Origin of the sequence: Methylobacterium thuringiense (assembly GCF_022179645.1) — a bacterium.
Classification (GTDB): Bacteria; Pseudomonadota; Alphaproteobacteria; order Rhizobiales; family Beijerinckiaceae; genus Methylobacterium; species Methylobacterium thuringiense.
Genome location: NZ_BPRA01000024.1, coordinates 122,078 through 147,372, shown reverse-complemented (window position 1 = coordinate 147,372; position 25,295 = coordinate 122,078). Strand labels below are relative to the sequence as shown.

The window sequence follows — 25,295 nt, the reverse complement described above, 5'->3', positions numbered from 1 at the left end:
TCCGGATGATCGGATGTATCCACCACCGCCATTGCAAGCGTAGCGAAGCAATCCAGGACAAACTGGTCGACGTCAGTGAGTTGGCCCTGGATTGCTTCGCTGCGCTCGCAACGACGGATTTGGTATTCGAATTTTCGAGAATTAACTGGATGGAATCTTCTAAAATATGCCGGCACTAGGCCAAAGATCTAAGACGACTTGTCTTATGTTCACCGCATAACGCAATTTTTGTCACGAAACGAAGCAAAAAATCTTTCGTATTCTTAACGGCTCACCATCGATCCGGCCCCCGCCCTCGGGCGGGGGCCGTGCCGCGTCAACTACGGGCAGGCGTGCCGTGCGCCGTCGTTGCCGAGATACGTGCCCGAGCGCCGGTCGTAGGAACGGAAGCGGGCGACGCAGTAGGACACGGAACGGGTGGGCTGGACGGCCTCGGTCTCGACCGGGGCATAACCCTCCTGGTCGTAACCGTAGGCGGCCGGGGCGTAGCCGTTGCCGTAATAACCGTCGTCGTAGCCGTAGCCGCCACCGTAGCCATAACCGCCGTATCCGTAGCCCAATCCGCCGGCCGCGAGGCCGAGCCCGAGACCGAGGCCCAAGCCGCCGTAGCCGAGACCGCGTCGGCCGTAGCCGCGACCGCCGTAATAGCCGCCGCGGTTGCCCGCGAAGCCGCCGCGATAGCCGTTGCCGGCTCCGACGACACCGCCGCGGTTGAACCCGCCGCCGAATCCGGCGCCGCGGACCCCGTTACCGAATCCGGCCCCGCCGAAGCCGGCCCGCTGACCGCCGAAGCCGCCGACTCGCGAGACGCCGCCACTCAAGGCGTTGGTGCCGACGCCGCCGGCCCTGAAGCCACCGCCACCGAAGCCGCCGCCCCGGAACCCGCCTCCGCCGAAGCCGCCGCGCATGCCACCGCCACCGAAGCCGCCTCCGCCGCCACGAAATCCACCGCCGCCGAAGCCGCGGGCATCCGCTGCGACGGGAACCAGAAGGAGGGCGCCGGCCAGGGCTGCCGATACGGTCAAGATACGATTCATCGTGTTCACCATTTTGCGGGAGAGTATCCCTTGGTGATCGAACGCGCCCGCGCCCTGATCGGGTCTGCGGCATATCGATATATTTCAACCTGGGGTCTCGGTGCCCGGCGCAGCCGGGTCCGGTTTCATGGCGATAAGGCCGCATGACCAATCTCGCCGCCTTCATCGGCGCCGCGCTCGCCGAGATCGCCGGCTGCTTCGCCTTCTGGGCCTGGGCACGACTCGGGGCTTCGCCGCTCTGGCTGCTGCCCGGCCTCGCCTCGCTCGTCGCCTTCGCAGCTCTGCTGACCCTCGCCGACGCGCCCGCGGCGGGGCGGGCCTACGCGGCCTATGGCGGGATCTACGTCGTGGCCTCGCTGGTCTGGCTGAAGCTCGTCGAGGGAGTCGACCCGGACCGCTGGGACCTGTCCGGCGCGGCGCTCTGCCTCGCCGGGATGGCGCTGATCCTCTACGGGCCGCGCGCGGCCTGACCGACCTGTTGGGCACGGCCGGCGCCGAGGCCGCAGATCGCACCGGCCACGGCGATGGCGGAGAACAGCAGGGCCGGCAGGCCCCAGCCGCCGGTGGCCTGGTGTGCGAGCCCGAAGCCGAACGGGCCGAGGGAGGCGAGGGCATAGCCGAACCCCTGCGCCATGGCCGAGAGCGCGCCGGCCCCCGCCGCATCCCGCGCCCGCAGCACGATCACGGTGAGGCCGAGCCCGAAACAGCCGCCGCTGGCGAAGCCGAGCACGATCGCCGCCGGCACCGTCAGGATTTCAGGTCCGAAGGCGAGGGTCAGGAAGGCCGCCACCATGGCGGCGAGGCCGCCGACGATCCAGCCGCGCTGGTCGCGGGCGCGGGCGGCGGCGGTCGGCAGCAGCAGCGCACCCGGAGCCTGCGCGATCGCCGCAACGGCGGCGAGGTATCCGGCATCGAGGGCGTCGAGCCCCCGCCCCTGCAGCACCGCCGGCAGCCAGCCGAACTGGATGTAGGCGAGCGAGGATTGCAGCCCCATGAAGCCGGCGACCTGCCAGGCCAGCGGCTCGCGCCACAGGCTCGGCGCGGGCCGGCGGGCGACGCTCGCGGCGGCCGCCGGCCGGGCCTTGGCGAACGGCGCCCAGGCGAAGACCGCGACGAGCGCCGGGAGCGACCACAGCGCCAGGGCGGCGGCCCAGCCCTGGCCGAGGGCGTGCTCGAACGGCACCGTCAGCCCGGTGCCGGCGCCCGCGCCGACGCAGAGCGCCATGGTGTAGAGCCCCGTCGCCCGCCCGGCCTGCCGGGAGAAGTCGCGCTTCACCAGAGCCGGCAGCAGGACGCCGGCCAGCCCGATGCCGAGGCCCGCGACGGCCGCGCCGGCAAACAGGGCCGGCAGGCCGCCGAACCCGCGCAGCAGCAATCCAACGAGGACCGCCGCGATACCGGCAAGGATGCCGGCATCGACGCCGAGCCGCCGGATCGCCGCCGGTCCGAGCGCGCCGCCGAGGCCGAGGCAGAGCACCGGCAGCGTCGTCAGCGCCGCCGCGCCCGTGGCGCTCAGGCCCGTCTCCGCGACGATCCCCGTCAGCAGCGGACCGACGCTGGTGATGGCGGGCCGCAGGTTGAACGCCACCAGCATCACCGCGAGGCCGATCAGGACCGGGCTGTGCGGCTTGGTGTCCGGCTTCGTGTCGGTCATAGACCCGTTCATGCGATGCCGTTCGCCTCGCGCCGCCGGCCGGCCGCAGCCAGCAGCAGGCCGCCGAGCAGCAGGACCGCGAAGGGCGCGTCACCGAGGCGGGCGTAGAGCGTGCGGCCGGGGATGCGGGCGGGGAGATCAGCATCGAGCACGCCCTCTGTGCCGAGCGGCAGGGCGGCGACGATGCGGCCATGCGCATCGACAACGGCCGAGATGCCGCTGTTGGCGTCGCGCACCAGCGGCAGGCCCTCCTCGACGGCGCGCAGCCGCGCCTGGGCGAAGTGCTGGTGTGGCCCCGGCGTGTCGCCGAACCAGGCGTCGTTGGTGAGGTTCAGGATCAGGCCGGGCACGACCGGCGCTTCGGCCGGCACGATGGCGCCGGGAAAGATCGACTCGTAGCAGAGCGTCGCCGCCACCGGCGGCAGACCCGGCACGGTGAGGATGCGCTGGCCTTGTCTGCTCCCCGCCGTGAAGCCTCCCGGCACCGAGACGAACTGCCGGAGGCCGACCGCCTTCAGGATCGCATCGAGCGGAGCCGGCAGATATTCGCCGAACGGCACGAGGTGGACCTTGTCGTAGCTGTCGCCCAGCGTCCCGCCGTGCGCGATCGTCAGGATGGAGTTGAAGAACACCGCATGCTGGCGCGTGAACGGCTCCTGCGCCCGCGCCGCCCCCGTCAGCAGGTGCTTGCCTTCCGGCAGCACCGCGCCGATGCGTCCCAGCGTCTCGGGATCGCGCTGGACCAGGAAGGGAAAGGCGGATTCCGGCCAGACGATGTGGGTGACGTCGGCGATCCCGCTACGATCGGGCGAGGCCGCCCGGTCGCTGAGCGCGAGGTACTTGTCGACGACGGCATAGCGGTCGTCCGGCTGGAACTTGGCGTCCTGCGCGATGTTCGGCTGGATCAGCCGCAGGCGCACGCCCGCGATGGTGGCGTCGGGTTTTCCCGGGACGCGCCAGGCGCCGAACAGGGCGAGCGCCGCGAGCGCCAGCGCGGCCGCGAGGAGCGGCCCGATCCGGGCGCGGGTGCCGGCCCCGGTTGCGAGCGTCGCGGGGGCGGCCGCGATCGGCACCACGATCAGGCTCAGGCCGTAGAGCCCGATCACCGAGGCCCCCTGCATCAGCCAGAGGTTGCCGCCGAGCGCCATGCCGAGGCCGTTCCACGGAAACCCCGTGAACCAGTGCCCGCGCAGCCACTCGCTCGCCGCAAGGCCGAAGGCGAGCGCGAACAGCCGCCCCGGCCCGCGCGACCAGACCAGCCGCGCCGCCGCGAAGCCGAGGGCGTAGAAGATCGCGAGCACGGCCGGCAGCCCGACCACGCCGAGCGGCATCGCCCAGGCGAACTGGTCCGCCTCCACCAGGAACGCCGCCCCAAGCCACCACAAACCGGCGACGAAATACCCGAAACCCCAGGCCCAGCCGATCGCCGCGCAATCCCGCAGCGTCCGCCAGCCGCGCGGGCCGGCGCTGGCGCCGTCCACCAGCCAGACCGCCACGGTGAGCGACACGACCAAAGCCGGAAAGACGCCATAGGGCGGCATCGCCAGCGCGCCGACAGCCCCGGCCAGCACGGCCAACCCGAGGCGGGGCCAGCCATGGCTCAGGATGATCCGATGCGCGGTCCCATCGAGCCAGCCGGCCGCCGGCACGGAACGCGTGTCGCTCTTGCGCGCGAAGATCATGCGGTGGGAATCATCGGGCAGCCGGGCTCTTTTCGGAATCGTGCGGGCTTTACACGATTCCCGGGCTTTGGCTTCCGATCAGTTTTCGCGAGACAGCCTCAGCCCCCGCCCGACCCGGCCGCCTGAGCCGGCGGCGGCAAGGCCGTCGGCGGGGCGGGCAGCGCCAGGGGCACCACCTGCCCGATTCGAGAGGGACCACGCTGCAGCCGCAGCCGCTTCACCCGGCGCGGATCCGCGTCGAGGACTTCGAATTCGAGTTCGCTCGGGCCGACGATGATCTCGCCGCGGGAGGGCACGCGGCCGGCCAGCGTCACGATGAGGCCGCCGATCGTGTCGATCTCCTCTGCCATCTCGCCGGCCGAGGCGACGAGGTCGACGCCGGTGGCTTCCGAGACCTCGGCGAGGCCGGCGCGGGCGTCGGCGACGTAGGTGTCGGTCTCGCCCTCGACGCGGTTGATGAGCTGGCCCTCGGCCACGTCGTGCTCGTCCTCGATGTCGCCGAGCACGACCTCGATCAGGTCCTCAATGGAGATCAGACCGTCGGTGCCGCCGTACTCGTCGATGACGAGCGCCATGTGCGTGCGCGTCGCCTGCATCCGCACCAGCAGGTCGATGGCGGGCATCGAGGGCGGCACGAACAGCACCGGGCGCTGGATGCGGGTGGAGGCGAGCGTCACCGACAGGTCGACCTTGCCGAGGTCGAGTTCCCGGATCGCCCGAGCCGGCAGCCGGCGCACGCGTGTCGGGGCGGGCTTGTCCTCGTTCGCGACGGTTGCAGCTGCACCGTTTGCCGGAGCGCGCCGGGGTGCTGCCTCGGCCTTCGAGGCGAAATACTCCACGAAATCGCGGATGTGGACCATGCCGCGCGGGTCGTCGAGCGTCTCGCCGTAGACCGGCAGGCGCGAATGGCCGGCGGTCCGGAAGAGCTTGAGCAGGTCGCCGAGGCTGGTCTCGACGGGCACGGCGACGATATCGGCGCGGGGCACCATCACGTCGTCCACACGCACCTTGTGCAGGCCGAGCACATTCTTGAGCATCGCCCGCTCCAGCGGGGAGAATGCGTCCTCGCCCGTATCGGGCTCGGCGAGGGCGTCTTCGATGCCGGTGCGCAGGCTGTCCCGCGAGCGCAGATTGAAGACGTTGAGCAGGCGGTCGTACCAGGCCTCGCGGGGCTGGGAATCGGCGTCTGCATTGGGCGCGGCCAGGGCCGCGCCGCGACTTCGGTCGTTCGTCATGTCTCTCTTGAATGTCTGAGGCGGAAGTGCCGGGATCGGAGCGGATCAGTCGCCGCAGAGGTCGGCGTAAGGGTCGGGAATGCCGAGGGTCGCGAGCGCTGCGACCTCGAGCGCTTCCATCGCGTCGGCTTGCGATTCGCCGGTCTCGTGGTCCTGGCCGAGCAGGTGAAGAGTGCCATGGACGAGGAGATGCGCGAGGTGATGACTGAGCGGCTTCGACTGCTCGGCACTCTCGCGCAGCAACGTGTCATAAGCAAGAACCACGTCGCCGAGCGGCTCCGGCGCGCCGGGCGGCAGAGGCTGCTCTGCGGCCGGAAACGACAGCACGTTGGTGGGCTTGTCCTTGCCCCGCCAGGTCTTGTTCAGCGCTTGCACGGTAGCGTCGTCGGCGAGCAGGATGCTGATCTCCATCGGGCCTGCCTGCGAATCGGGCATGACCGCGAGGGCGGCAGCGACCGCCCGCTCGACGAAGGCGTCGAGGTCGGGCACGGCCTCCGCCCAACGCGCATCCTCGACGGCGATGTCGATGCTGTTCTGGATCATCGGGACGCTGGAATCTCGGGCCGGTCAGGCTGCCTGGGGTACGCAGGCCTCTAGCACGGGTTCCCGCTCCGATCCGAACATCCGTACCGTGGGCAGGCTCGCCACGGCCGGCTTGGCGAAGAGATAGCCCTGGAACAGGGCGATGCCGATGCCGCGCAGGGTCTCGAACTCGGCCTCCGTCTCGACGCCTTCCGCGATGACCGAGATACCGAGGGCCTGGGCCATCTGCGTCACGCCCGCGACGATGACCCGGCGGGCCGGCGAGGCGTCGATGCCGCGCAGCAGGTCCATATCGAGCTTGACGAAGTCCGGCTGGAAGCTCGCCAGCAGACCGAGCCCGGCATAGCCGGCCCCGAAATCGTCGATTGCCGTCGAGAAGCCGTGCCGGCGATACTCGACGATGATGCGCCGGACATGGTCCACGTCGACCATTTTCTCGTTCTCGGTGAACTCGAACATGATCTGCCGATGCTGGAAGCCGACGCGCTGCGCCGCTTCGAGCGTCGCACGGATGCAGGCTGCCGGCTCGTAGACGGCGTTCGGCATGAAGTTGATCGAGAGCCGGGTCTCGGCATCGGGAAACAATGCGCCGGCCAGCTCGATCGCCTTCACGCGGCAGGCCTGGTCGAACTTGTAGCGGTTCGTCGCATCGACCATCCCGAGGATCTGAGCCGCGCCCTCGCCCTGGGTGCCGCGGACGAGAGCTTCGTATCCCCAGACCGCACCTTGGCGAATGTCGATGATCGGATGGAAGGCCATCGTGAAGGCGAACGGCAGCGGCGTCCCACCCTTGCAGCCCTGGCACCCCACCTTGCTCATGCGCCGCCTCTCCATCTCGACGCGATCCGTATAGGGCGCGCGAATTAACGAATGCCCGTTTTTGGACATCCGATGCTTGGGTGAACATAGACGACTGTATGATTCTTCACATTCGAGCCTGTTCCTCAAGATCTTGGATACGTCCGGGAAGTTGCGGACGCGTCGATCGAACGCCGGCGTCTCGACGCGGCCGCGAACCGGCCGCAAGGCCGGAATGCAAAACGCAAAAGAACAAACTGCTTCAGCAGGCTTGTCGCCAGAGAATGACCGTATCGTCTACGTAGAAAAAAGATGATTTAATTCGTTTGATCGCGACCCGTCTCTACGACAATCTTGGCGGGCTCGATTTTCTGCCGTCCGGCCAATGGTTCGATGGCATTTTTACACAGAAAAATCTCATCAATACTGTCGCTATCGACCGCGACACGACCATACCCCGAAAGGCCGCCATGACCTCGCCCAGCACCGCCGCACCGGAGCCGATCCGTTTCGCCTATTGGGTGCCGAACGTCTCGGGCGGCCTCGTCATCAGCAAGATCCCCCAGCGCACCAGCTGGGATGCCGACTACAACCGCAAGCTCGCGCAAATCGCCGAGAAGGCCGGCTTCGACTACGCACTGACGCAGATCCGCTTCACCGCCGGCTACGGCGCCGAGTACCAGCACGAGTCTGTGGCCTTCAGCCACGCCCTGCTGGCCGCGACCTCGCGCATCAAGGTCATCGCCGCGCTGCTGCCCGGGCCATGGCACCCGACGCTCGCAGCCAAGCAAATCGCCACGATCTCGCAGCTCACCGAAGGCCGCATCGCCATCAACCTGGTCTCGGGCTGGTTCTCCGGCGAGTTCCGCGCCATTGGCGAGCCCTGGCTCGACCACGACGAGCGCTATCGCCGCTCGGAAGAGTTCATCACGGCGCTGCGCGGAATCTGGACGCAGGACAACTTCACCTATCGCGGTGATTTCTACCGCTACACGAACTACACCCTGAAGCCGAAGCCGGCCGACCCGCAGCCCGAGATCTTCCAGGGCGGCTCGTCCCGCGCCGCGCGCGACATGGCCGCGCGCGTGTCGGATTGGTACTTCACCAATGGCAACACGCCCGAGGGCATCAAGGCTCAGGTCGACGACCTCCAGGCCAAGGCCGCGGCCAACAACCATTCCGTGAAGATCGGCGTGAACGCCTTCGTGATCGTCCGCGACACCGAGGAGGAGGCCCAGGCGGTCCTCCAGGAGATCATCGACAACGCCGACCCGGACGCCGTGAAAGCCTTCGGCCACGAGGTGAAGAACGCCGGCAAGGCCTCTCCCGAGGGCGAGGGCAACTGGGCGAAGTCCACCCTTACCGACCTCGTCCAGTACAACGACGGCTTCAAGACCAACCTGATCGGCACGCCCGATCAGGTCGCCGAGCGCATCGTGAACCTCAAGGAGGTCGGGGTCGACCTTGCGCTGCTGGCCTTCCTGCACTTCCAGGAGGAGGTCGCCTATTTCGGCGAGCACGTGATCCCACGGGTGCGGGCGATCGAGGCCCAGCGCGAGCGGCGGGCCGAGGCGGCGTAGCACTCAAGCGTTCGAACGCCGGCCGACGCAGCCGCGCATCCCGCTCTCCCCGCACGCGGGGAGAGGGCCGCGACGACCTTGTCGTCGGCGCGGCAAGGCGGCAGCCGAAGGTGAGGGGGCGGTGCCGGATGTGCCTCGTTCGGCGAAGCCCCCTTACCTTTGCTTCGGCTTCGCCTTCGCTTGCCACGGACCCGACAAGGGGTCCGTGGCCCTCTCCCCGCATGCGGGGAGAGAGGGGATGCAGCTCAAGCCTTCAGCCCCTGAACATTTCGCCTAACGCTTCGGAGCCTCCCATGAACATCGCCGTCAGCGCCAGCACGCTCCAGCAGACCGGCACCCCGCAGGGCGTCGCCGGCCCGGCCCGCCCGAGCCAACCCGCTCACGTCATCCGCGACGACGCCGAAGCGATCCGAGTCGCCCACGCGCTCGCCGCCGAATTCCGCGAGGGCGCCTCCGAGCGCGACCGCGCCCATATCCGCCCGCTGAAGGAGCTCGACGCCTTCTCCCAGAGCGGGCTCTGGTCGATCAACGTCCCAAGAAGTTTCGGCGGGCCGGAGGTGTCCTATCGGACGCTGGCGCAGGTGATCGCGATCATCTCGGCGGCCGATCCGTCGATCGGGCAGATCGCCCAGAACCATCTCGGCATCGTCGCGGCGATCCGCACCGTGTCCGATCAGGAGCAGCAGGCGCTGCTGTTCGGGGAGGTCCTGAAGGGCACCCGCTTCGGCAACGCCTTCTCGGAGAGGGGCACCAAGCGCGCGGCCGATTTCGAGACGAAGTTTTCGGACCACGGCGACCACGTGATCGTCACAGGTCAAAAGTTCTATGCGACGGGGGCACTGCTCGCGCATCTCGTGCCGATCGTCGCCGTCGATGATCAGGGCCGTGCCTGGTACGCCATCGCCGACCGCAACGCGCCGGGCCTGACCGTGATCGACGATTGGTCGGCCTTCGGGCAGCGCGGCACGGCGAGCGGCACCGTGATCATCGACAACGTGCGGGTGGAAAAGAGCCACCTCGTGCCGGCCTGGAAGGGCTACGAGGCGCCGCGCTCGGACGGGGCGATCTTTCAGATCATCCAGGCGGCGGTGGATGCCGGCATTGGCCGGGCCGCGCTCGACGACACCATCGCCTTCGTGCGCACCAAGTCGCGTCCCTGGATCGACAGCGGCCAGGAACGCGCCTCGGACGACCCCTACACCATCCAGGCGATCGGCGACCTCACCATCCGCCAGCATGCGGCCGAGGCCCTGCTCGACCGGGCCGGCCTCGCCATCGACGCGGCCATCGCCGAGCCGAGCGGCGAGAGCGTTGCGGCGGCACAGCTCGCGGTGGCGGAATCGAAGGTGCTGACGACGGAAGTCGCGATCGCCGCGACGAACAAGCTGTTCGAACTCGCCGGCACCCGCTCGACGCTGGCCGAGGACAACCTCGACCGGCATTGGCGCAACGCCCGCACCCACACCCTGCACGACCCGGTGCGCTGGAAATACGCGATCGTCGGCAACCACGCCCTCAACGGCGTGAACCCACCGTTCCACGCCTGGAGCTGAAGCTCAGCGCCGCTCCATGAAGCGGTTGGCCGGCAGGCGGTAGAGCATCCGCACGACGGTCTCGCTCTTCGCCCGCTTCAGCTTCCACAGCAGCGACGTCTCGATCTTGATCGAGCGGGCGTCGAGGCTGATGCGCAGGGCCGAGCGGTCGCGCGCCTGCTTCACCGGATCTGCGTAGAAGCCCGCGAGCTTGTCCGCCGCCATCCCAGGCGTCTCGAGCCAGGCCGGGACGTGGACGTGGCAGAGCCGGTCGACGTCGGTGAGCGCCTTGTCGATGCCGGTGCCGGTGATCGGGCAGGTCGTGGCGAATGCGTCGCCCACCACCACGAAGCCGTCCCGCCCGGCATGATCCTGCACCCGGTACAGGTCGATCGGCCGGGTCACGACCTTCCCGTCGACCCGGATCTCGCCGAACGTCTCTTCGAGCCGCGGCATCATCCTGCGCAGCATCGCTTCGGGCGAGAGCCGGAAATCCTGCGTCCAGGCATCGGATTGCGCCCGGTAGACGTAGAGGTTCGCCCGCACCGTGTCGCCGACGGGGAACAGGGTGAGGTAGGACACCCGGTCGCCGAAATGTTCTCCCGTCCAGACCAGCGAGGGGAACGGGAACGCGGCCGGCGGCCGCGTCAAGGTGAAGCCGGCGGCCAGGGTGTGCGACGGGCTGATCATCTCCCGGCGCAGGCCGAGTTGCCGGCGCACGCCCTCGCCGAGCCCCGTCGCGACGACCAGCAGCCGTGCCCGCACGACGCGGCCGTCGAGCAGGGTCACGGACTGGATGTCCGGCCCGGTCGCGATGGTGTCGGTGCGACCCACGACGCGCTCGACCGAGTCCGGCAGCGCGCCGCGCAGAGCATCGATGAGCCGGGCGTAGTCGCAGCCGTATTCGCGCTTGGCGTTACGGTCGACGATCCGCCCGAAGCGATGCAGCCAGACCCCGTCGAACGGCGTCGTCGCCTTGCGCGCCACGTCGCCGAGGCCCATGCGGTCGAGGAGCCGCATCTGCGGCTCGCCGAGCTTCTCGGCGCGGAACTCGGGGGGATGGCGATCGTGCTGTGCGATCAGGGCGACGCGCCGGCCCTGGCGGGCGAGCGCAGAGGCGGCGGCGATTCCGGCGATGCCGGCGCCGAGGACGGCGACGTCCACGTCGATCGTCCCTGGGCCATCCGTGGGTTGCGCGGATTGACCCGGATCGGGGATGAGGGTGACTTGAGCGCCCATGACGCCTCGCATCGGTCGGCCTCCGACGATACGCCGGAGCAGGCTAGCCGTCCGTCAAACCGCAAGGTTCACGCTACCGCAACGTGTAAATCTGCGTAAGCAGTGTTTTCTCGGGATTAAAACGCATTGAACCGTCGGCTCACGGAACGGCTGGCGGCCCTTCGACGGCACCTGCCGTTGGGGCTGTCCTACATCGCCTCCAGCGGCAGCCTCGTCGCCGCGAGTGCGGCCCAGCTTCTCACCTTCGCGATCCTGGCGCGCGCCCTCGGCCCGGCCGAGTTCGGCCGCCTCATCGAGTTCACCGCCCTGACCAACGTCGCGGTCCATATCTGCGGCCTCGGCGCCTCGGACTGCCTGCTGCGCCGGGTCTCGCAGAATCGGGCGATGTATCCGGCCATGCTCGGCCACAACGCCATCCTGATCGCCGTGACCGGGTCGCTCCTCGTCGGGCTCGGGCTGGCGACGCTGCCGTTCTGGCTCAAGGTCAGTCCCGATCCCGCGACCAATCTCGGCGCGACGGCGCTGCTGCTCGTCACGAACGTCGTGCTGGTGCGCATGATCCTGCTGGCGGAGCTGATCTTCCTCGGCCACTCGCGCTTCGCCTCGGCGAACCGGGCCGTGGTCGGCTATGCCCTGGCGCGGACCCTCACCGCTGTCACCGCCTGCCTCGTCTTCTCGACGGCGAGCCTCGCGCAATGGGCGGTGTGGCAGTTCGCCGGCAACCTCGTCGTGGTGGCCGCCTACGGCTGGTGGCTGCGCGGCCTCGGCCGGCCGCGCTTCGTCATCGTGCGCAACGAGATCCGGCTCGGCCTGTATTTCTGCTCGCAGTTCGTGGCGCGGGCGATCCGCCAGAACGCCGACCTGTTCATGCTTGGCCTCGTCTCGTCCATCGAGGTGGTCGGCAGCTACGGCGTGGCGCGCCGAATCCTCGACAGCAGCTACCTCAGCATCGACGCCCTGAACCGGCTGGTGTTTCCGCGCTTCGCGAAGACGAGCCTCGACGGCATCCACGCCACGATGCCGGGCGCACTGCGGCTGCTGCCGATCGCGCTCGCGCTCGGCACGGCGACCTCGCTCGGGCTGTTTCTGGTGTCGGGCTACCTGCCGCTGATCTTCGGGCAGGACTACACCTCGCTGTCGCGGTTCGTCCGCATCCTGGCCTGGATCCCGATCCTGATCGCAGCCTCCTCAGTCGCGATGGACGTGCTCGGCGCCTCCAGTCACCAGGGCGAGCGCGCGGCCATCGTCAACGCGACCAATCTCGGCGGCGCGCTGCTCATCGTCTGGTGGTCGTGGTGGTTCCCGCCGAACGGGACCCTCGCGGCCCTCTACGTGATCGAGGCCTGCACCATCGCCGCCGCATGGCTGATCCTGCTCAGGCTGGTTCGCCGCAGCGCGGCGCGGGCGATGGCGACGGCAGCATAGTTCACCGATCGGGGCAGGCCCGGGACACTCATGCGTTGGATAGCCGAGCCGCAATCAGCTCCTTGCGAGCGCCGTCGCGATCAGCCCCGCCACCGCCAGCGCCTGCCCGTCGCCGCCGAAGCGCGCGATCACCTGCACGCCGAGCGGCAGGCCGTCGCCCGGCACCGGCAGGTTCACGCAGGGTACGCCCATCAAGGTCCAGAGCCGATTGAAGCGCGGATCGCCGGTGGAGCCGAGGCCGCGGGGGGCGCGGCCGGTGGTGGAGTAGGTCAGGATCGCGTCGAACTCCGAAAACACGTCCTTGAGCTGCCGGCGGGCGCGGTGCGCGCTGCGGCGGGCGTCGTCGTATTGCGCGGCGGTCAGCGCCTGCGCCCGGTCGAGCTGTGCGCCGAGCACCGGCGGTAGCGTGTCGCGATGCGTCGCGTATTCCCAGGCGAGCGCCTGACGGGCCTCGAAATCCTGGATCAGCGGGTGGACCTCCCAGGCCCGCGCGAACGGCTCGGGCAGGGTGAGGTCGGTGACGACGGCGCCCGCGGCTTCCGCCGCGCGGGCGGCACGCGAGAGCGCCTCGGCGGCATCCGCATCGGCCTCGCCGGCGAAGCCCTGCAGGCAGAGGCCGATGCGCGGGCTGCGCGATCCCTCTCCCGAAGCATCGATCTCCGGCCGGTCGGCGATCAGGGCGAGGGCGCGGGCGATGTCGGGGATCGAGGCGCCGAACAGGCCGAGCGTGTCGAGCGCCCAGGAGAAGGTTTTTACCCCCACCATCGGCAGCAGCCGAAACGAGGGCTTGATCGCGGCGACGCCGCAGAAGGCGGCCGGGCGGATCACCGAGCCGCCGGTCTGGGTGCCGAGCGCCAGCGGCAGCATTCCGGCCGCGACCGCAGCCGCCGTGCCCGAGGACGAGCCGCCCGGCGTGTGGGCCGGATCGTGCGGGTTCACCGTCCGGGCCGGGTCGAGCCCGGCAAAGGCCGTGGTCGCGGTCTTGGCGAGCGGCACCGCGCCGAGCGCCTTCAGCCGCGAGACGATCGCGGCATCGGCCCGCGGCCGCCAGCCTGCGTAGATGGACGAGCCCATCTGAGTCGGCAGGTGGGCGGTGTCGATGATGTCCTTGATGCCCACCGCGATGCCGGCGAGCGGCCCCTCCCCCGGCACGACCGGGTCGGGATCGCTGCAGACGATCGCGCCGAGGCCGGGATCGCGCTCGGCGATCGCCGCCTGCGCCTCGGCCACGGCCTGCCGGGGCGTGAGGCGGCCGGCCTCGATGCGGGTGCGGAGTTCGATCAGGGAGAGCATGCGGGTCGATCTGGCTGCCGAGGGGCCACTGTCAACACTTGTCCACTGCCGTCGGCGGCGGAACGCCGCGTCGTTAGCAGCTCGTTTACGCGACCGTTCGCATTGTCGCGGTCATGTGGCGTAGCGTTCTCGCATTCTCGATCCCGGCGATGTTTCTCGCCGGCCTGGCCGGTTGCGCCGTCAACCGGTTCGAGGCCCGCGCCCCGTGGCGCGACCAGGCCGAGAACATGTGTATCGCGCGCGGCCTCGTGCGTCCCACCAGCTATGTCTCGCTCGCCAAGGAGATCGACGGGCCGGGCCCCTGCGGCATGCAGCAGCCCTTCAAGGTCACGCGGATGGGGGGCGGCACGGTGGCGCTGAAGCAGCGCATGACGCTGGGCTGTCCGGCTCTGGCCGAAGCCGAAGCCTGGCTCGCCGACACCATCCAGCCCGCCGCCAACCTGTATTTCGGCGTGGCGGTGGCCGAGATCAACGCCGGCACCTATGCCTGCCGCGGCCAGAACAACCAGGCCGGCGCCAAGCTCTCCGAGCATTCCTACGGCAACGCTCTCGACATCATGTCGCTGACGCTGGCCGACGGCCATGTCATCACCATCAAGGGCGGCTGGCGCGGCACCGAGGCCGAACAGGGCTTCCTGCGGGAGATCTTCACGGGGGCCTGCGCCCGCTTCACCACGGTGCTCGCGCCCGGCTCCAACATCTTCCACTACGACCACATCCACGTCGACCTCGCCCGGCACGACCCGCGCGGCCTGCGCCGAATCTGCAAGCCGCTACTGAAGTTCGAGCCGCAGATCGGCGCCGACGGCCAGCCGCGCCAGTTCGCCAACCCGCGCCCGCCGGTCCGCCAGCCCGCGCCGTCGCAGGCGCCGATCGAGCAGGAGACGGACGATCCGTACGCGGCGTCGCCCTCCGCCGCGCGCGGCGGCGCCCGCTTCGCCCACGCGCCCTCCCCGCGCTCGGCCTACGCCGCGGCGCCCGCGGAGAGCCACAGTGGCGGCGTCGACGAAGAGCCGTCCGCGTTCGATGTCGGCGGCTCGGCGGCCGAACCGATCTACTGATCGGCTCGCAGGACAGTCGGAGGTGTGCCCCCGACTCCCCAGCCGGCCGCAAAAGCGGCGCCCGCGGACGGCCCAAGCTTGACTTGCCTCGTCGGGAGGCCATCGTCGGCCGCAACGATCCGACACCGCGAAAGCGATCCGAGCCGTGATGCGTCTCACCGTACTCTTCTCAGCCCTGGCCCTCGGCCTCCTGGCGATCCAGCCCGCCTCAGCCCGCTCGGCTCGCGAAGAGATTTCGCCGGCCGAGGAGCAGGTGTTTCCCTACGACGCGCAGATTCCCGCCTGCCAGGATACGAGCGTCCTCGAGAAGATCTCCAGCCGGTTCGCCGAGAAGGAGGCGAAGTTCTGGAACACCTCGATGACGATCGAGTCCTACGACACCATCAGCCGCACCGCCTGGCGGCCCTACGGCCTCGACTACATTCCCCGCCGCTACTGCTCGGCGGTGGCGACGACCTCGGACGGCGTGCGCCGCCGGATCGACTACTCGGTGCGTGAGGGACTCGGCATTATCGGCGCGACCTGGGGCGTCGATTATTGCGTCCACGGCCTCGACCGCAATCTCGCCTATTCCTATTCGACCGCCTGCCGGATGGCCCGCCCCTGATGCTCCGCAACGCCGCCGTCGCGATCCTGCTGCTCGCCGCGACCGTCGCGCAGGCGCAGGATTTCGGTGGGTTTCGCGGACGCGGCGGCGGCGGGACGCCGGGCTCCTTCGACTTCTACGTTCTCGCCCTGTCCTGGTCGCCGAGCTATTGCAGCGGCAAAGGCGCCGAGCGCGATGCGGACGGGCAATGCTCGCCGGGACGCGGCCTCGGCTTCGTGGTGCACGGGCTCTGGCCGCAATACAGCCGCGGCTTCCCCTCGAATTGCGGCGCCTTCCCGCGCGCGCTTACCGGCGACGCCATGTCCGCGGCCGGCGAGATCATGCCGAGCGCCGGGCTCGCCCGCCACGAATGGAAGACCCACGGCACCTGCTCCGGTCTCGACCCGGTCGCCTATTTCAAGGCGGTGAAGACCACGCGGCAGGCGGTGACGATTCCGGAGCCCTATCGCAAGCCGAGTTCCAGCCAGCGCGCCGCCCCCCTGGAGATCGCGCGCCAGTTCGCCGAGGCGAACCGGGGCCTGCGCACCGACATGATGACGGTGACCTGCAAGCGCGGCCAACTCGAGGAAGTGCGGATCTGCTTCGACAAGGAACTGAAGGGTTTTGCGAGCTGCCCGACGGTCGCACGCCAGGGCTGCCGCGGCGGCGATGTCGAGATCGACGTGGCCCGCTGACGGGGCCGGGTGTCGGCTTTCCGCGCAAAGCCGGATATCCTTCGATGAGGGGCCGTTCCCAGCCTTGTGACACGCCGCGAAGGTCCGAGGACCGTACCATGACGAGCGCCCCTCACCAGCCACGCTGCCGCCTCGTCCAGGCTGGCGCCGCCTTCACCGGCAAGCAGGGGCTCGACTATGCCGTCGGCATCTCGGCGGAGCGCGTCGGCGCCGCGGGCATCCATCTCCAGCTCGTCACGATCCCGCCGCTGACCAAGGCGAAGGCCCACAAGCACGCGGCGCACGAGACCGCGATCTATGCTTTGACCGGCGTCTCGGGCTGCTGGTTCGGCGACGCCCTCGAAGACCACGCCACGGTCCGCCCCGGCGATTTCTTCTACATCCCCGCGGGCGTGCCGCACCTACCCTACAACCCGAGCGCCGACGAACCCTGCACGGCCCTCATCGCCCGGACCGATCCGAACGAGCAGGAAAGCGTCGTGCTGCTGCCCGACCTCGACGCCGTGCGTCCCGACCCCTTCGACAAGGGCTGACGCGCGCGCGTCAGGCCCGGAGACCGACACCCTGAACTATCGCCACGCCTTCCACGCCGGCAATTTCGCGGACGTGCTCAAGCACCTCGTGCTCACGCGCGTGCTCGTTCACCTGACCGCGAAGGACAAACCCTTCCGCGCCATCGATACCCATGCCGGGCTCGGTCTCTACGACCTCACCGCCGACGAATCCGACCGCACGGGCGAATGGCACGAGGGGTGGGGCCGGCTCGAGGTGCCCTTCACCGACGACGTCGAGGCCCTGCTCGCCCCCTACCGCGCGGCCGTCGCCGCCGTCCGCGAACGCCACGGAGACACCATCTATCCCGGCTCGCCCGCGCTGATCCGGGAATTTCTGCGCAGCGGCGACAAGGGCGTGTTCGTCGAGCTGCATCCGGACGATGCGGCGAGCCTGGCCGACCTCTACCGCAGCGACAGCCGCACCAAGGTGCTGCACCTCGACGCCTGGACCGCGCTCGGCGCGATGATCCCGCCGCCCGAACGCCGCGGCCTCGTGCTGATCGACCCGCCCTACGAGGAGCGCGGCGAGATCGACCGCCTCGGCGACAGCCTGCTCAAGGCCTCGCGCAAATGGCCGACGGGGGTTTTCCTGGGGTGGTATCCGATCAAGGATCTCGACGCGGTCGACCGGACGATCGCGGCGCTCGATGCCGGCCTGGACCGCCCGGCGCTCCGCATCGACCTGATGATCGACCGGCCCGACGACGCCACCCGCCTCACCGGCACCGGCCTCGTCGTGATCAACCCGCCCTGGCGGCTGGCGGAGGAGATGGATCTCGTGCTGCCGCCCCTGGCCGAGCGGCTGGCGCGGCGGGCCTATGGGGCGTTCCGGTGCGATCGGCTCGGACCGGAGGCTTGAGCTTTACTCGGCGGGCGGGCGGCGCCGGTCGATGTCCCATTCGTTCAGACGCACAGCAGCGTAGGCGATCGTTAGGACGATCGCTGGAATGCCGAAGATCACGTAGATGTCCATCCAGGTCATTCGCGCAGCCTCCGCAACGTACGCCTCGCCAGAAGATGTAGGCTCAAGGCCGTGAGAAACCAAATTCCCGAGAAGACGACACTATAAATCGTAAACGGCGGCGCTGTCGGGAATCCATAACTCCAAGCGATCACCGGCGTCACGACACCGATGATCGAGAAGGCACTACTCAGCCGATCCAAATTGCCAGCAAGCAGCTTCTGCCGCTCGTTGTGGACGAGGCTCATGCCACAGTTTCCTACGCCGTCACCCGCCCCTCCAGCGGAAACACCTTCGCCGGGTTCATCAGCCAGGCCGGGTCGAACACGTTCCTCACCCGCATCTGCTGTTCCAGATCCTCGCGCGTGTACTGGAACGTCATCAGCTCGCGCTTCTCGATGCCGACGCCGTGCTCGCCCGTGAGGCAGCCGCCGACCTCGACGCAGAGCTTGAGGATTTCGTCGCCCGCGGCCTCCGCCTTCTGCAGCTCGCCGGGGGTGTTGATGTCGAACAGGATCAGCGGGTGCAGGTTGCCGTCGCCGGCGTGAAAGACGTTGGCGACGCGCAGGGAATGGCCCGCGCAGATCGCGCCGATCCGCTCCAGCACCGTGGCGAGTTGGCCGGTGGGGATGGTGCCGTCCATGCAGATGTAGTCGGAGATGCGGCCCGTCGCGCCGAAGGCGGATTTCCGGCCCTTCCAGATCGCGGCGCTCTCGGCCTCGGACTTCGAGACGCGGATACTCGTCGGGTTGAAGTCCCGGGCGATGGCCTCGATGCGCGCGAGCATGTCCTCGCACTCCTCGTCCGACCCCTCGACCTCGATGATCAGCATGGCTGCGGCATCGCGCGGATAGCCGGCATTTGCGAAGTCGTCGGTGATGAGGATCGCCTCCTTGTCCATGTACTCGATCGCCACCGGGATGATGCCGGCGGCGATGATGGCCGCGGTGCAGGCGCCGGCATCCTCTACCGAGGAGAAGCCGACGAGCGCGGGCCTGGCCCCCTCCGCCGCGCGAAGGATGCGGACGGTGGCCTCGGTGACGATGCCGAGCTGGCCCTCCGAGCCGCAGATCAGGCCGAGCAGGTCGTAGCCGCCGCTGTCGAGATGGTCTCCGCCGATCTCGACGACCGTGCCGTCGTTCGTCACCAGGGTGACGCCGAGCAGGTTGTTGGTGGTCACGCCGTATTTCAGGCAATGCGCGCCGCCCGAGTTCATGGCGATGTTGCCGGCGATGGTGCAGGCGAGCTGGCTCGACGGATCGGGGGCGTAGAAGAAGCCTTCGTGGCTCACCGCGCCCGAGATCGCGAGGTTGGTGATGCCGGCCTCGACCCGGGCGGTGCGGTTGGCGAAATCGACGTCGACCATGCGCGTCATCTTGCCGACGCCGATGATGACGGCGTCCTCCTGCGCGATCGCGCCGCCGGCGAGCGAGGTGCCGGCGCCGCGCGCCACCACCGGCACGCCGTTGGCGTGGCAATAGGCCATCACCGCCGAGACCTCCTGCGTCGTCGAGGGCAGCACCACCGCGAGGGGCAGCTTGCGGTAGGCGGTCAGCCCGTCCGTCTCGAAGACGCGGCGCTCGTCCTCCGTCGTCACCAGGGCCTCGGGCGCCACCAGCGGGCGCAACCCTTCGATGATCTCGGCGCGGCGCGCGATGATCGCCGCGTCGGGAACGGGGAATGCGATCGACATCGGGCGTTTCCTCCGGGGTTGAACAGTGCCGTACGGGATGAACGCGCACCCTGCGTGCCGGCTCCGCGGCGCTTCAGCTTGGCTTCAGGCGAGATGGCGCAGTGTCGGTCTCGTGGACAGGCGCTGGAGTAGCGGAAAAGGCGTGCCGACGGATGCGTCACGCTCTGTCTTCTAGTGCACGAAGTCCATGCGGCATTGGCGTTTTCGGCACCGAAGCGCGGGAACCCGGGTGGCATTTCCAGTCTTTATCTGTTCTAAAGCAAGGTGGCTTTACCACCAGCCCAAGGGCGGCCGTTGCCGCCTCCCAGGAGGAACATAGATGCGTCATTTCATCCTCGGCGCCGCGTTCGCCGCGCTCCTTCCCCTCGCTGCCCACGCCGAAGGCGATGCGGCGGCAGGCGAGAAGGCGTTCGCGCCGTGCAAGGCCTGCCATGCATTCGGCAAGAACGGCGCCGGCCCGGATCTCAAGGGCGTTGTCGGTCGCAAGGCCGGCTCGCATGAGGGCTTCAACTACTCCGACGCGCTCAAGAACTCGGGCCTGACCTGGGACGAGGCGAGCCTGAAGGAGTGGATCGCCGACCCGAAGAAGAAGGTCCCCGGCAACAAGATGATGTATGCCGGCGTCAAGGACGAGAAGAAGCTCGGCGACATCGTCGCCTACCTCGGCACCCAGAAGTAATCAGGCCGATCGCGCAGCCGTCCGGGTCGAAACCCGGACGGCTCGCAGCGATGACAAAATCTTCGGTCCAACAAAAAAGCCGCTCTCTCAAGAGCGGCTTTTTTGTTGCCCGAGCGGGTCGTTCACTCTGCGGCGCGGGCTGCGATCTCGGCACCGGCGCGCTCGTGGAGTTCGTCGCGCACTCCGGCCAGAAGTTCGAGCAGCGACCGGCGGGAGTCCATGTCGAGGCCGGTCATGCCGCCGACATCCTGGGGGAGGCATTCCATCTTGCCGCGCAGGCTGCGGCCCTTGTCGGTCAGGAAGATGCTGACCTGGCGCTCGTCGGCCCGGTCGCGCACCCGGCGGACCTGCCCGGCAGCCTCGAGACGCTTCAGCAGCGGCGTCAGCGTGCCGGAATCGAGGAACAGCTTGGTACCGATGTCCTTCACCGTCAGCCCCTCCTCCTCCCAGAGGACGAGCAGCACGAGGTATTGCGGGTAGGTCAGGTCGTGGTGGCTCAGCATCGTGCGATAGGCGCGACCGAATGCGTGCGCCGCAGCGTAGACCGCGAAGCAGAGCTGGTTGTCGAGACGCTGCGGGTCGTCGGCCCGGCCCGGCTTGCTCATTGTCGTGATCCTTGTCCCGCACCTGCCGAAGCGGCCGTCCCGTCGGTGCCGTGAGCCTCAGCCCTGGTGTCGTCAGCGCGATGCAATCGTCCTGCCGTCTTGCTCCCGACGATGTCGGGACAGCACGGCTCGACACACGATCGTCGGCTAAGAGACGGTTCTTAAAGGAAATTTGCAATGCACACAATCAAATGGGGCGTGCGCTTGGGGAGACCGTAGCATTCGTCCGAGCGCGCCCGGATCAGCCGCACGGGCATGATCGCGCCGAACTTCGAAAAAAATCCGGAGATTTTTCCAAGGATCCGCTCGCCTTGCGCGTCTCAGGAGTCGAGGCTCTATCGAGGGGGCAGGATACGTGCGGCACAGCATTGCCTGCCGCGATGCGGGAAGGACCCGACATGGCCGACCGGCCGGTGCCACCGCTCCGGATGCAGTCGCGGTGAATGCGGGCGCCGGCGACCCGGATCGCGATCTCGTCGGCCGGGCAGTCCATGGCGACCGCATGGCCTTCGAAGCGCTGCTGCGCCGGCACTACGACGGCATGCACCGCATCGCTTGGCGGATGACCGGCTCGCGGGAGGATGCGGAGGATATCGTACAAGAGATCTGCTGCGCGCTCGCCGACCGGATCGCGGGTTTCCGTGGCGAGGCGCGCTTCAGCACGTGGCTCTACGGAATCACGGCCAATGCCTGCCGCGATCATCGCCGCCGCGGCGCGACGCTCGCCCGGCTGCGGCAGGGTCTGGCCGTGCTCGTCCGGGCCGGGGGAACCGGCGATGGCGGCGATCCGCACCGCCGCGTCTGGCTCGCAAGCGCGCTCGGGCGTCTCGATCCGGGCCTGCGCGAGGCGGTGGTGCTCGTCGCCGGCGAGGGGCTGACCCATGCCGAGGCGGGTGCGGCGCTCGGCATCGCCGAGACCACGGTGTCGTGGCGCCTGTTCGAGGCGAGGCGGCGCCTGAAGGCGGTTTTCGACGGGGAGAGGCCCGATGTCTGATCGCAATGACGACGCCGGCCGGCTTCCCGAAGCCCCCGCCGCTTCGTCCGAAGCGCGCGAGCGGGCGATCGACGCCGCGCTGGCGCGGTTCGATACCCGCAAAGGATCCGCCGCCGACGCGCGTCCAAGGGATCGTCACACTCGAAAGAGGACGTTTCCCATGACTCCCATCCGCACGGCGCTCGCCGCCTCCGTCGTCGTCATCGTCGCCGCTCCGATCGCCTGGCAATTGTCGCGGGAGCATCAGGGCCCCGTCGCGCCGCCGGCCGAGACGCCGTCGTCCGAGCCCGCAGCACCGAGGCCGACATTGGACATCGGGACGCCGACGGCGAGTGCCCCCCCGGCCGAGCCTTCGCCGGGTCCTGAAACGGCCAAGCCCGAAGCCACCGGCGCCAACTCCATGGTCCGCGAGGCCGAGCCGCAGTCTATGGCGGCACGGGACGCGCCGGCGGACGCAACACGGAAGCCGGCCGAGGCGCCGGTGATTGCCCCGCCCCCGCCCACCTCCCCTTTGCCCGCCTCGCCTTTGCCCGCCACGAGAATAGGCCGCGATCAGGTTCAGGCTTTCCGCTCTTCGGGCTTTGCGGATTGGGAGAGAAGAGGCCAGGAGGCCTCCCCCCCGCAGATGCGGGCTCGCGCGCTGTCGACGGCGCCCGACCTGCAACAGGCACCGGCCGAGCCCACCGGCCACGAAAAATTCGACGGCAAGCCGCAGAGCGGGTTCCAGACGGTGCAGACCGCACCGGTCTCGACCTTCTCGATCGACGTGGACACCGCCTCCTACGGCTTCGTCCGCGCCAGCCTCGCCCGCGACACCCTCCCCCCGCCGGCCGCCGTGCGGACCGAGGAGCTGATCAACTACTTCCCCTACGGCTATCCTGCCCCCGAGAACCGCGAGACGCCGTTCCGGGTCACGGCCAGCGTGTTTCCGAGCCCCTGGGCCGAGGGCCGCAAGATCGTCCGCGTCGGGATCAAGGGCTACGCGCTCCAGGCCGAGGCGCGCCCGAAGGCTAACCTCGTCTTCCTCGTCGACACCTCGGGTTCGATGAACGGCCCGAACCGTCTACCGCTGGTGAAGCGCTCCCTGGCCCTGCTGCTGACGCAGCTCGACGCGCGGGACCGCGTCGCCATCGTCACGTACGCCGGACAGGCCGGCACGGTGCTGGAGCCGACGGCGGCGAGCGATAAGCAGACGATCCTGTCCGCCATCGAAGGGCTGGGAGCGGGAGGCTCGACGGCCGGGGGCGAAGGCCTGCGGCAGGCCTATGCCCTGGCCGAGCGCAATTTCGACCCGTCCGCGGTCAACCGGGTGATGCTCGCCACAGACGGCGACTTCAACGTCGGCATCACCGACCGGGACGAGCTGAAGGGCTTCGTCGAGCGCAAGCGCGAGACCGGCATCTTCCTCTCGGTGCTCGGCTTCGGCATGGGCAACACCAACGATTCGCTGATGCAGGCGCTCGCCCAGAACGGCAACGGCACGGCCGCCACCATCGACACCCTCAACGAGGCCCGCAAGGTCTTGGTCGAGGAGGCGACGGCGACGCTGTTCCCCATCGCCAAGGACGTGAAGATCCAGGTCGAGTTCAATCCGGCCGCCGTCGCCGAGTACCGCCTGATTGGCTACGAGACCCGCGCCCTGAACCGCGAGGATTTTGAGAACGACCGGGTCGATGCAGGCGAGGTCGGCTCGGGCCAGACCGCCACCGCCCTCTACGAGATCGTCCCCGTCGGCGGACCGCGCACGGTCCCGCCCCTGCGCTACGGCGCGGCCAAGCCCGAGTCCGCCGCGTCGGCCGGCGACTACGCCTTCGTGAAGATCCGCTACAAGCGCCCGGACCAGGACGTCAGCCAGCTCATCGAGACGCCGGTCGGCCCGGCCGTCGAGCAGCCGAGTTTCGACAAGGCGGACGACGACGCGCGCTTCGCCACCGCCGTCGCCGGCTTCGGCGAGATTCTTCGGAATGGCCGCTGGACCGGCCGCTTCGGCCTCGACGACGTGATCAAGATCGCGACGTCCGCGCGGGGCGAGGACCCCTACGGCTACCGCTCCGAGTTCGTACAGCTCGTGCGCGCCGCCAAGACCGCGCAGGCGCTGCGCTCGTCGCGACCGTGAGATTACTCGCCCTCCCCCGCCGGCTTCGGCAGGGCGGGGGCGAGCGGCGAGATGCGCAGAGACGTGATCCGGTTCTTCGCCTTGCGCACCACGTGGAAGCGAAACCCGTGAAAGTTGAAGGCGGTGCCCGTGTCGGGGATCGCCCGAGCCTCGTGGATGACGAGGCCGGCGATGGTGGTGGCCTCCTCGTCCGGCAGGCTCCAATCCATGGCACGGTTGAGGTCGCGGATCGGCACGCCGCCGTCGACCGTCACCGAGCCGTCGGGCTGGGGCCGCACGCCAGACACCGCCACATCGTGCTCGTCGGCGATGTCGCCGACGATCTCCTCCAGGATGTCTTCGAGGGTGACGAGGCCCATCACCTCGCCATACTCGTCGACGGCGAGGGCGAAATGCGTCTTGCGGGCGAGGAAGGCCTTGAGCTGGTCGCGCAGCGAGGTCGTATCCGGCACGAACCAAGTCTCCAGCGCCAGTTCCTCGACCTTGAGCCGGGCCGGGTCGCCGCCGGCGGCGTCGAGCGCCCGCAACAGGTCCTTGGCGTGCAGCACGCCGACGATGTTCTCGTGCTTGTCCCGCCACAGCGGCATGCGGGTATAGGGCGAGGCCAGCACCTCGCGCACGATGTCCTCGGACGGAAGGTCGGCATTGATGGTGCGCATCTTGGTGCGGTGGACCATCACCTCCGAGACGCTGAGTTCGTTGAGGTCGAGCAGCCCGCCGAGCATGTCGCGCTCGGACTTTTCCACGCCGCCCTCGCGGTGAAGCAGCGCCACCTGCCCGCGGATCTCCTCCGTCGCCGAGAGGATCGAACCGTGGACGCCGATCGCGACGCCGAAGGGCTTCAGGATCGCCCGGACGATCGCCTCGGTCGCCACCGCCAGCGGTCCGAGCAGTACGACGGCGAAGGCGACGGGCCGCGCCATCAGCAGCGCGATCCGGTCGGGATTGGTGATGGCGAGCGTCTTCGGCAGCACTTCGGCGAAGACGATGACGAGCACGGACATCGCCACGGTGGCGTAGATCACGCCGCTACTGCCGAACAGCGTCGTGAGCACGCTGGTGGTGAAGGCGGAGGCGCCGATCGCCACCACGTTGTAACCGATCAGCATCGCGCCGATGAAGCGCTCGCGGATCGCCAGGATGCGGTTGACGATGGCCGCCTGCCGGTTGCCGGAACTCTCCAGCGAATGCATCCGCGCCCGTGACGCCGCGGTGAAGGCCGTCTCGGCCCCGGCGAAGAAGGCCGAGAGCAGCAGCGAGATCACGACGATGCTCGCTGCCAGCCAGACGTCGCTGTGGTCGTTCATGAACTAGATCGTTCCCGCGGGCTGCA

24 protein-coding genes are annotated in these 25,295 nt (G+C 69.1%); 12 read left to right on the top strand and 12 right to left on the bottom strand.

From position 1 onward, the window contains the following. Nucleotides 1-320 precede the first annotated feature (320 nt). Nucleotides 321-1,037 carry a BA14K family protein gene (locus tag MFF07_RS20520; RefSeq protein ID WP_147816706.1) on the bottom strand — a complete coding sequence of 239 codons (717 nt, stop codon included), beginning with the start codon at nucleotides 1,035-1,037 and terminating at the stop codon, nucleotides 321-323. 143 nt (nucleotides 1,038-1,180) lie between these two features. Here MFF07_RS20520 and MFF07_RS20515 point away from each other — a divergent pair, with 143 nt between their 5' ends. Beyond that, nucleotides 1,181-1,507, top strand: a complete 327-nt coding sequence (locus MFF07_RS20515; RefSeq protein WP_147816707.1) for a YnfA family protein — start codon at nucleotides 1,181-1,183, stop codon at nucleotides 1,505-1,507. On the opposite strand, the gene MFF07_RS20510 is transcribed toward MFF07_RS20515, so the two are convergent. From MFF07_RS20510 to MFF07_RS20490, 5 genes are all read right to left on the bottom strand, one after another. Beyond that, nucleotides 1,486-2,691, bottom strand: a complete 1,206-nt coding sequence (locus MFF07_RS20510; RefSeq protein ID WP_147816708.1) for an MFS transporter — start codon at nucleotides 2,689-2,691, stop codon at nucleotides 1,486-1,488. The genes MFF07_RS20515 and MFF07_RS20510 overlap by 22 nt on opposite strands. 8 nt (nucleotides 2,692-2,699) lie before the next feature. Further along, nucleotides 2,700-4,373 carry an apolipoprotein N-acyltransferase gene (gene lnt, locus MFF07_RS20505; RefSeq protein ID WP_238232787.1) on the bottom strand — a complete coding sequence of 558 codons (1,674 nt, stop codon included), beginning with the start codon at nucleotides 4,371-4,373 and terminating at the stop codon, nucleotides 2,700-2,702. Between the two features lie 98 nt (nucleotides 4,374-4,471). Continuing rightward, nucleotides 4,472-5,608, bottom strand: coding sequence for a hemolysin family protein (locus MFF07_RS20500; protein ID WP_238232786.1), 1,137 nt, complete (start codon nucleotides 5,606-5,608; stop codon nucleotides 4,472-4,474). 45 nt (nucleotides 5,609-5,653) lie between these two features. Continuing rightward, the gene (ybeY, locus tag MFF07_RS20495; RefSeq protein WP_147816711.1) at nucleotides 5,654-6,151 is read right to left on the bottom strand and encodes an rRNA maturation RNase YbeY; all 498 of its coding nucleotides are present in this window, start codon (nucleotides 6,149-6,151) and stop codon (nucleotides 5,654-5,656) included. A gap of 24 nt (nucleotides 6,152-6,175) precedes the next feature. Further along, nucleotides 6,176-6,970 carry an EAL domain-containing protein gene (locus MFF07_RS20490; protein WP_147816712.1) on the bottom strand — a complete coding sequence of 265 codons (795 nt, stop codon included), beginning with the start codon at nucleotides 6,968-6,970 and terminating at the stop codon, nucleotides 6,176-6,178. Between the two features lie 449 nt (nucleotides 6,971-7,419). Here MFF07_RS20490 and sfnG point away from each other — a divergent pair, with 449 nt between their 5' ends. Further along, the gene (sfnG, locus tag MFF07_RS20485; RefSeq protein ID WP_147816713.1) at nucleotides 7,420-8,529 is read left to right on the top strand and encodes a dimethylsulfone monooxygenase SfnG; all 1,110 of its coding nucleotides are present in this window, start codon (nucleotides 7,420-7,422) and stop codon (nucleotides 8,527-8,529) included. A 293-nt stretch (nucleotides 8,530-8,822) separates the two neighbouring features. After that, nucleotides 8,823-10,082: an SfnB family sulfur acquisition oxidoreductase gene (locus MFF07_RS20480; RefSeq protein WP_147816714.1), complete on the top strand. Its 1,260-nt coding sequence runs from the start codon at nucleotides 8,823-8,825 to the stop codon at nucleotides 10,080-10,082. Between the two features lie 3 nt (nucleotides 10,083-10,085). On the opposite strand, the gene MFF07_RS20475 is transcribed toward MFF07_RS20480, so the two are convergent. Further along, on the bottom strand, nucleotides 10,086-11,225 hold the full coding sequence (locus MFF07_RS20475; protein WP_238232785.1) for an NAD(P)/FAD-dependent oxidoreductase: 1,140 nt from the start codon (nucleotides 11,223-11,225) through the stop codon (nucleotides 10,086-10,088). Nucleotides 11,226-11,426: 201 nt separating this feature from the next. On the opposite strand from MFF07_RS20475, the gene MFF07_RS20470 reads away from it, so the two are divergent. Then, the gene (locus MFF07_RS20470; RefSeq protein WP_238232784.1) at nucleotides 11,427-12,725 is read left to right on the top strand and encodes a lipopolysaccharide biosynthesis protein; all 1,299 of its coding nucleotides are present in this window, start codon (nucleotides 11,427-11,429) and stop codon (nucleotides 12,723-12,725) included. A 54-nt stretch (nucleotides 12,726-12,779) separates the two neighbouring features. Here the strand turns inward: MFF07_RS20470 and MFF07_RS20465 are convergent, their stop codons facing one another. Next, complete coding sequence (locus tag MFF07_RS20465) at nucleotides 12,780-14,018, bottom strand: amidase (protein ID WP_147816716.1); 1,239 nt, start codon at nucleotides 14,016-14,018, stop codon at nucleotides 12,780-12,782. A gap of 113 nt (nucleotides 14,019-14,131) precedes the next feature. Between MFF07_RS20465 and MFF07_RS20460 the strand changes: the two genes are divergently transcribed. The 5 genes from MFF07_RS20460 (at nucleotide 14,132) to MFF07_RS20440 (ending at nucleotide 17,773) form a co-directional block, all read left to right on the top strand. Further along, nucleotides 14,132-15,079 carry an extensin-like domain-containing protein gene (locus tag MFF07_RS20460; protein WP_238232783.1) on the top strand — a complete coding sequence of 316 codons (948 nt, stop codon included), beginning with the start codon at nucleotides 14,132-14,134 and terminating at the stop codon, nucleotides 15,077-15,079. A 148-nt stretch (nucleotides 15,080-15,227) separates the two neighbouring features. After that, entirely contained in the window at nucleotides 15,228-15,686 is a 459-nt protein-coding gene (locus MFF07_RS20455; RefSeq protein ID WP_147820475.1) for a hypothetical protein, read from the top strand. Beyond that, nucleotides 15,686-16,360: a ribonuclease T2 family protein gene (locus MFF07_RS20450; protein ID WP_147820477.1), complete on the top strand. Its 675-nt coding sequence runs from the start codon at nucleotides 15,686-15,688 to the stop codon at nucleotides 16,358-16,360. Before MFF07_RS20455 ends, MFF07_RS20450 begins: the two co-directional genes overlap by 1 nt. Before the next feature lie 98 nt (nucleotides 16,361-16,458). Continuing rightward, nucleotides 16,459-16,893 carry a cupin domain-containing protein gene (locus MFF07_RS20445; protein WP_147820478.1) on the top strand — a complete coding sequence of 145 codons (435 nt, stop codon included), beginning with the start codon at nucleotides 16,459-16,461 and terminating at the stop codon, nucleotides 16,891-16,893. Nucleotides 16,894-16,966: 73 nt separating this feature from the next. Beyond that, on the top strand, nucleotides 16,967-17,773 hold the full coding sequence (locus MFF07_RS20440) for a 23S rRNA (adenine(2030)-N(6))-methyltransferase RlmJ (RefSeq protein ID WP_147820480.1): 807 nt from the start codon (nucleotides 16,967-16,969) through the stop codon (nucleotides 17,771-17,773). A gap of 119 nt (nucleotides 17,774-17,892) precedes the next feature. Here the strand turns inward: MFF07_RS20440 and MFF07_RS20435 are convergent, their stop codons facing one another. Next, nucleotides 17,893-18,123, bottom strand: a complete 231-nt coding sequence (locus MFF07_RS20435) for a hypothetical protein (RefSeq protein WP_147820482.1) — start codon at nucleotides 18,121-18,123, stop codon at nucleotides 17,893-17,895. Nucleotides 18,124-18,134: 11 nt separating this feature from the next. Next, the gene (locus tag MFF07_RS20430; RefSeq protein WP_147820484.1) at nucleotides 18,135-19,568 is read right to left on the bottom strand and encodes an FAD-linked oxidase C-terminal domain-containing protein; all 1,434 of its coding nucleotides are present in this window, start codon (nucleotides 19,566-19,568) and stop codon (nucleotides 18,135-18,137) included. Between the two features lie 319 nt (nucleotides 19,569-19,887). Here MFF07_RS20430 and MFF07_RS20425 point away from each other — a divergent pair, with 319 nt between their 5' ends. Next, nucleotides 19,888-20,247: a c-type cytochrome gene (locus MFF07_RS20425; RefSeq protein WP_147820486.1), complete on the top strand. Its 360-nt coding sequence runs from the start codon at nucleotides 19,888-19,890 to the stop codon at nucleotides 20,245-20,247. A 122-nt stretch (nucleotides 20,248-20,369) separates the two neighbouring features. Here MFF07_RS20425 and MFF07_RS20420 read toward each other — a convergent pair whose 3' ends face one another. Further along, entirely contained in the window at nucleotides 20,370-20,852 is a 483-nt protein-coding gene (locus MFF07_RS20420; protein ID WP_238232782.1) for a MarR family winged helix-turn-helix transcriptional regulator, read from the bottom strand. Between the two features lie 439 nt (nucleotides 20,853-21,291). Here MFF07_RS20420 and MFF07_RS20415 point away from each other — a divergent pair, with 439 nt between their 5' ends. Beyond that, nucleotides 21,292-21,846 (top strand): RNA polymerase sigma factor, encoded by a 555-nt coding sequence (locus tag MFF07_RS20415; protein ID WP_238232781.1) that lies wholly within the window; start codon nucleotides 21,292-21,294, stop codon nucleotides 21,844-21,846. A 160-nt stretch (nucleotides 21,847-22,006) separates the two neighbouring features. Further along, nucleotides 22,007-23,962, top strand: a complete 1,956-nt coding sequence (locus MFF07_RS20410; RefSeq protein WP_238232780.1) for a vWA domain-containing protein — start codon at nucleotides 22,007-22,009, stop codon at nucleotides 23,960-23,962. Nucleotides 23,963-23,964: 2 nt separating this feature from the next. On the opposite strand, the gene MFF07_RS20405 is transcribed toward MFF07_RS20410, so the two are convergent. Beyond that, entirely contained in the window at nucleotides 23,965-25,269 is a 1,305-nt protein-coding gene (locus tag MFF07_RS20405) for an HlyC/CorC family transporter (protein ID WP_238232779.1), read from the bottom strand. Between the last annotated feature and the right edge of the window lie 26 nt (nucleotides 25,270-25,295).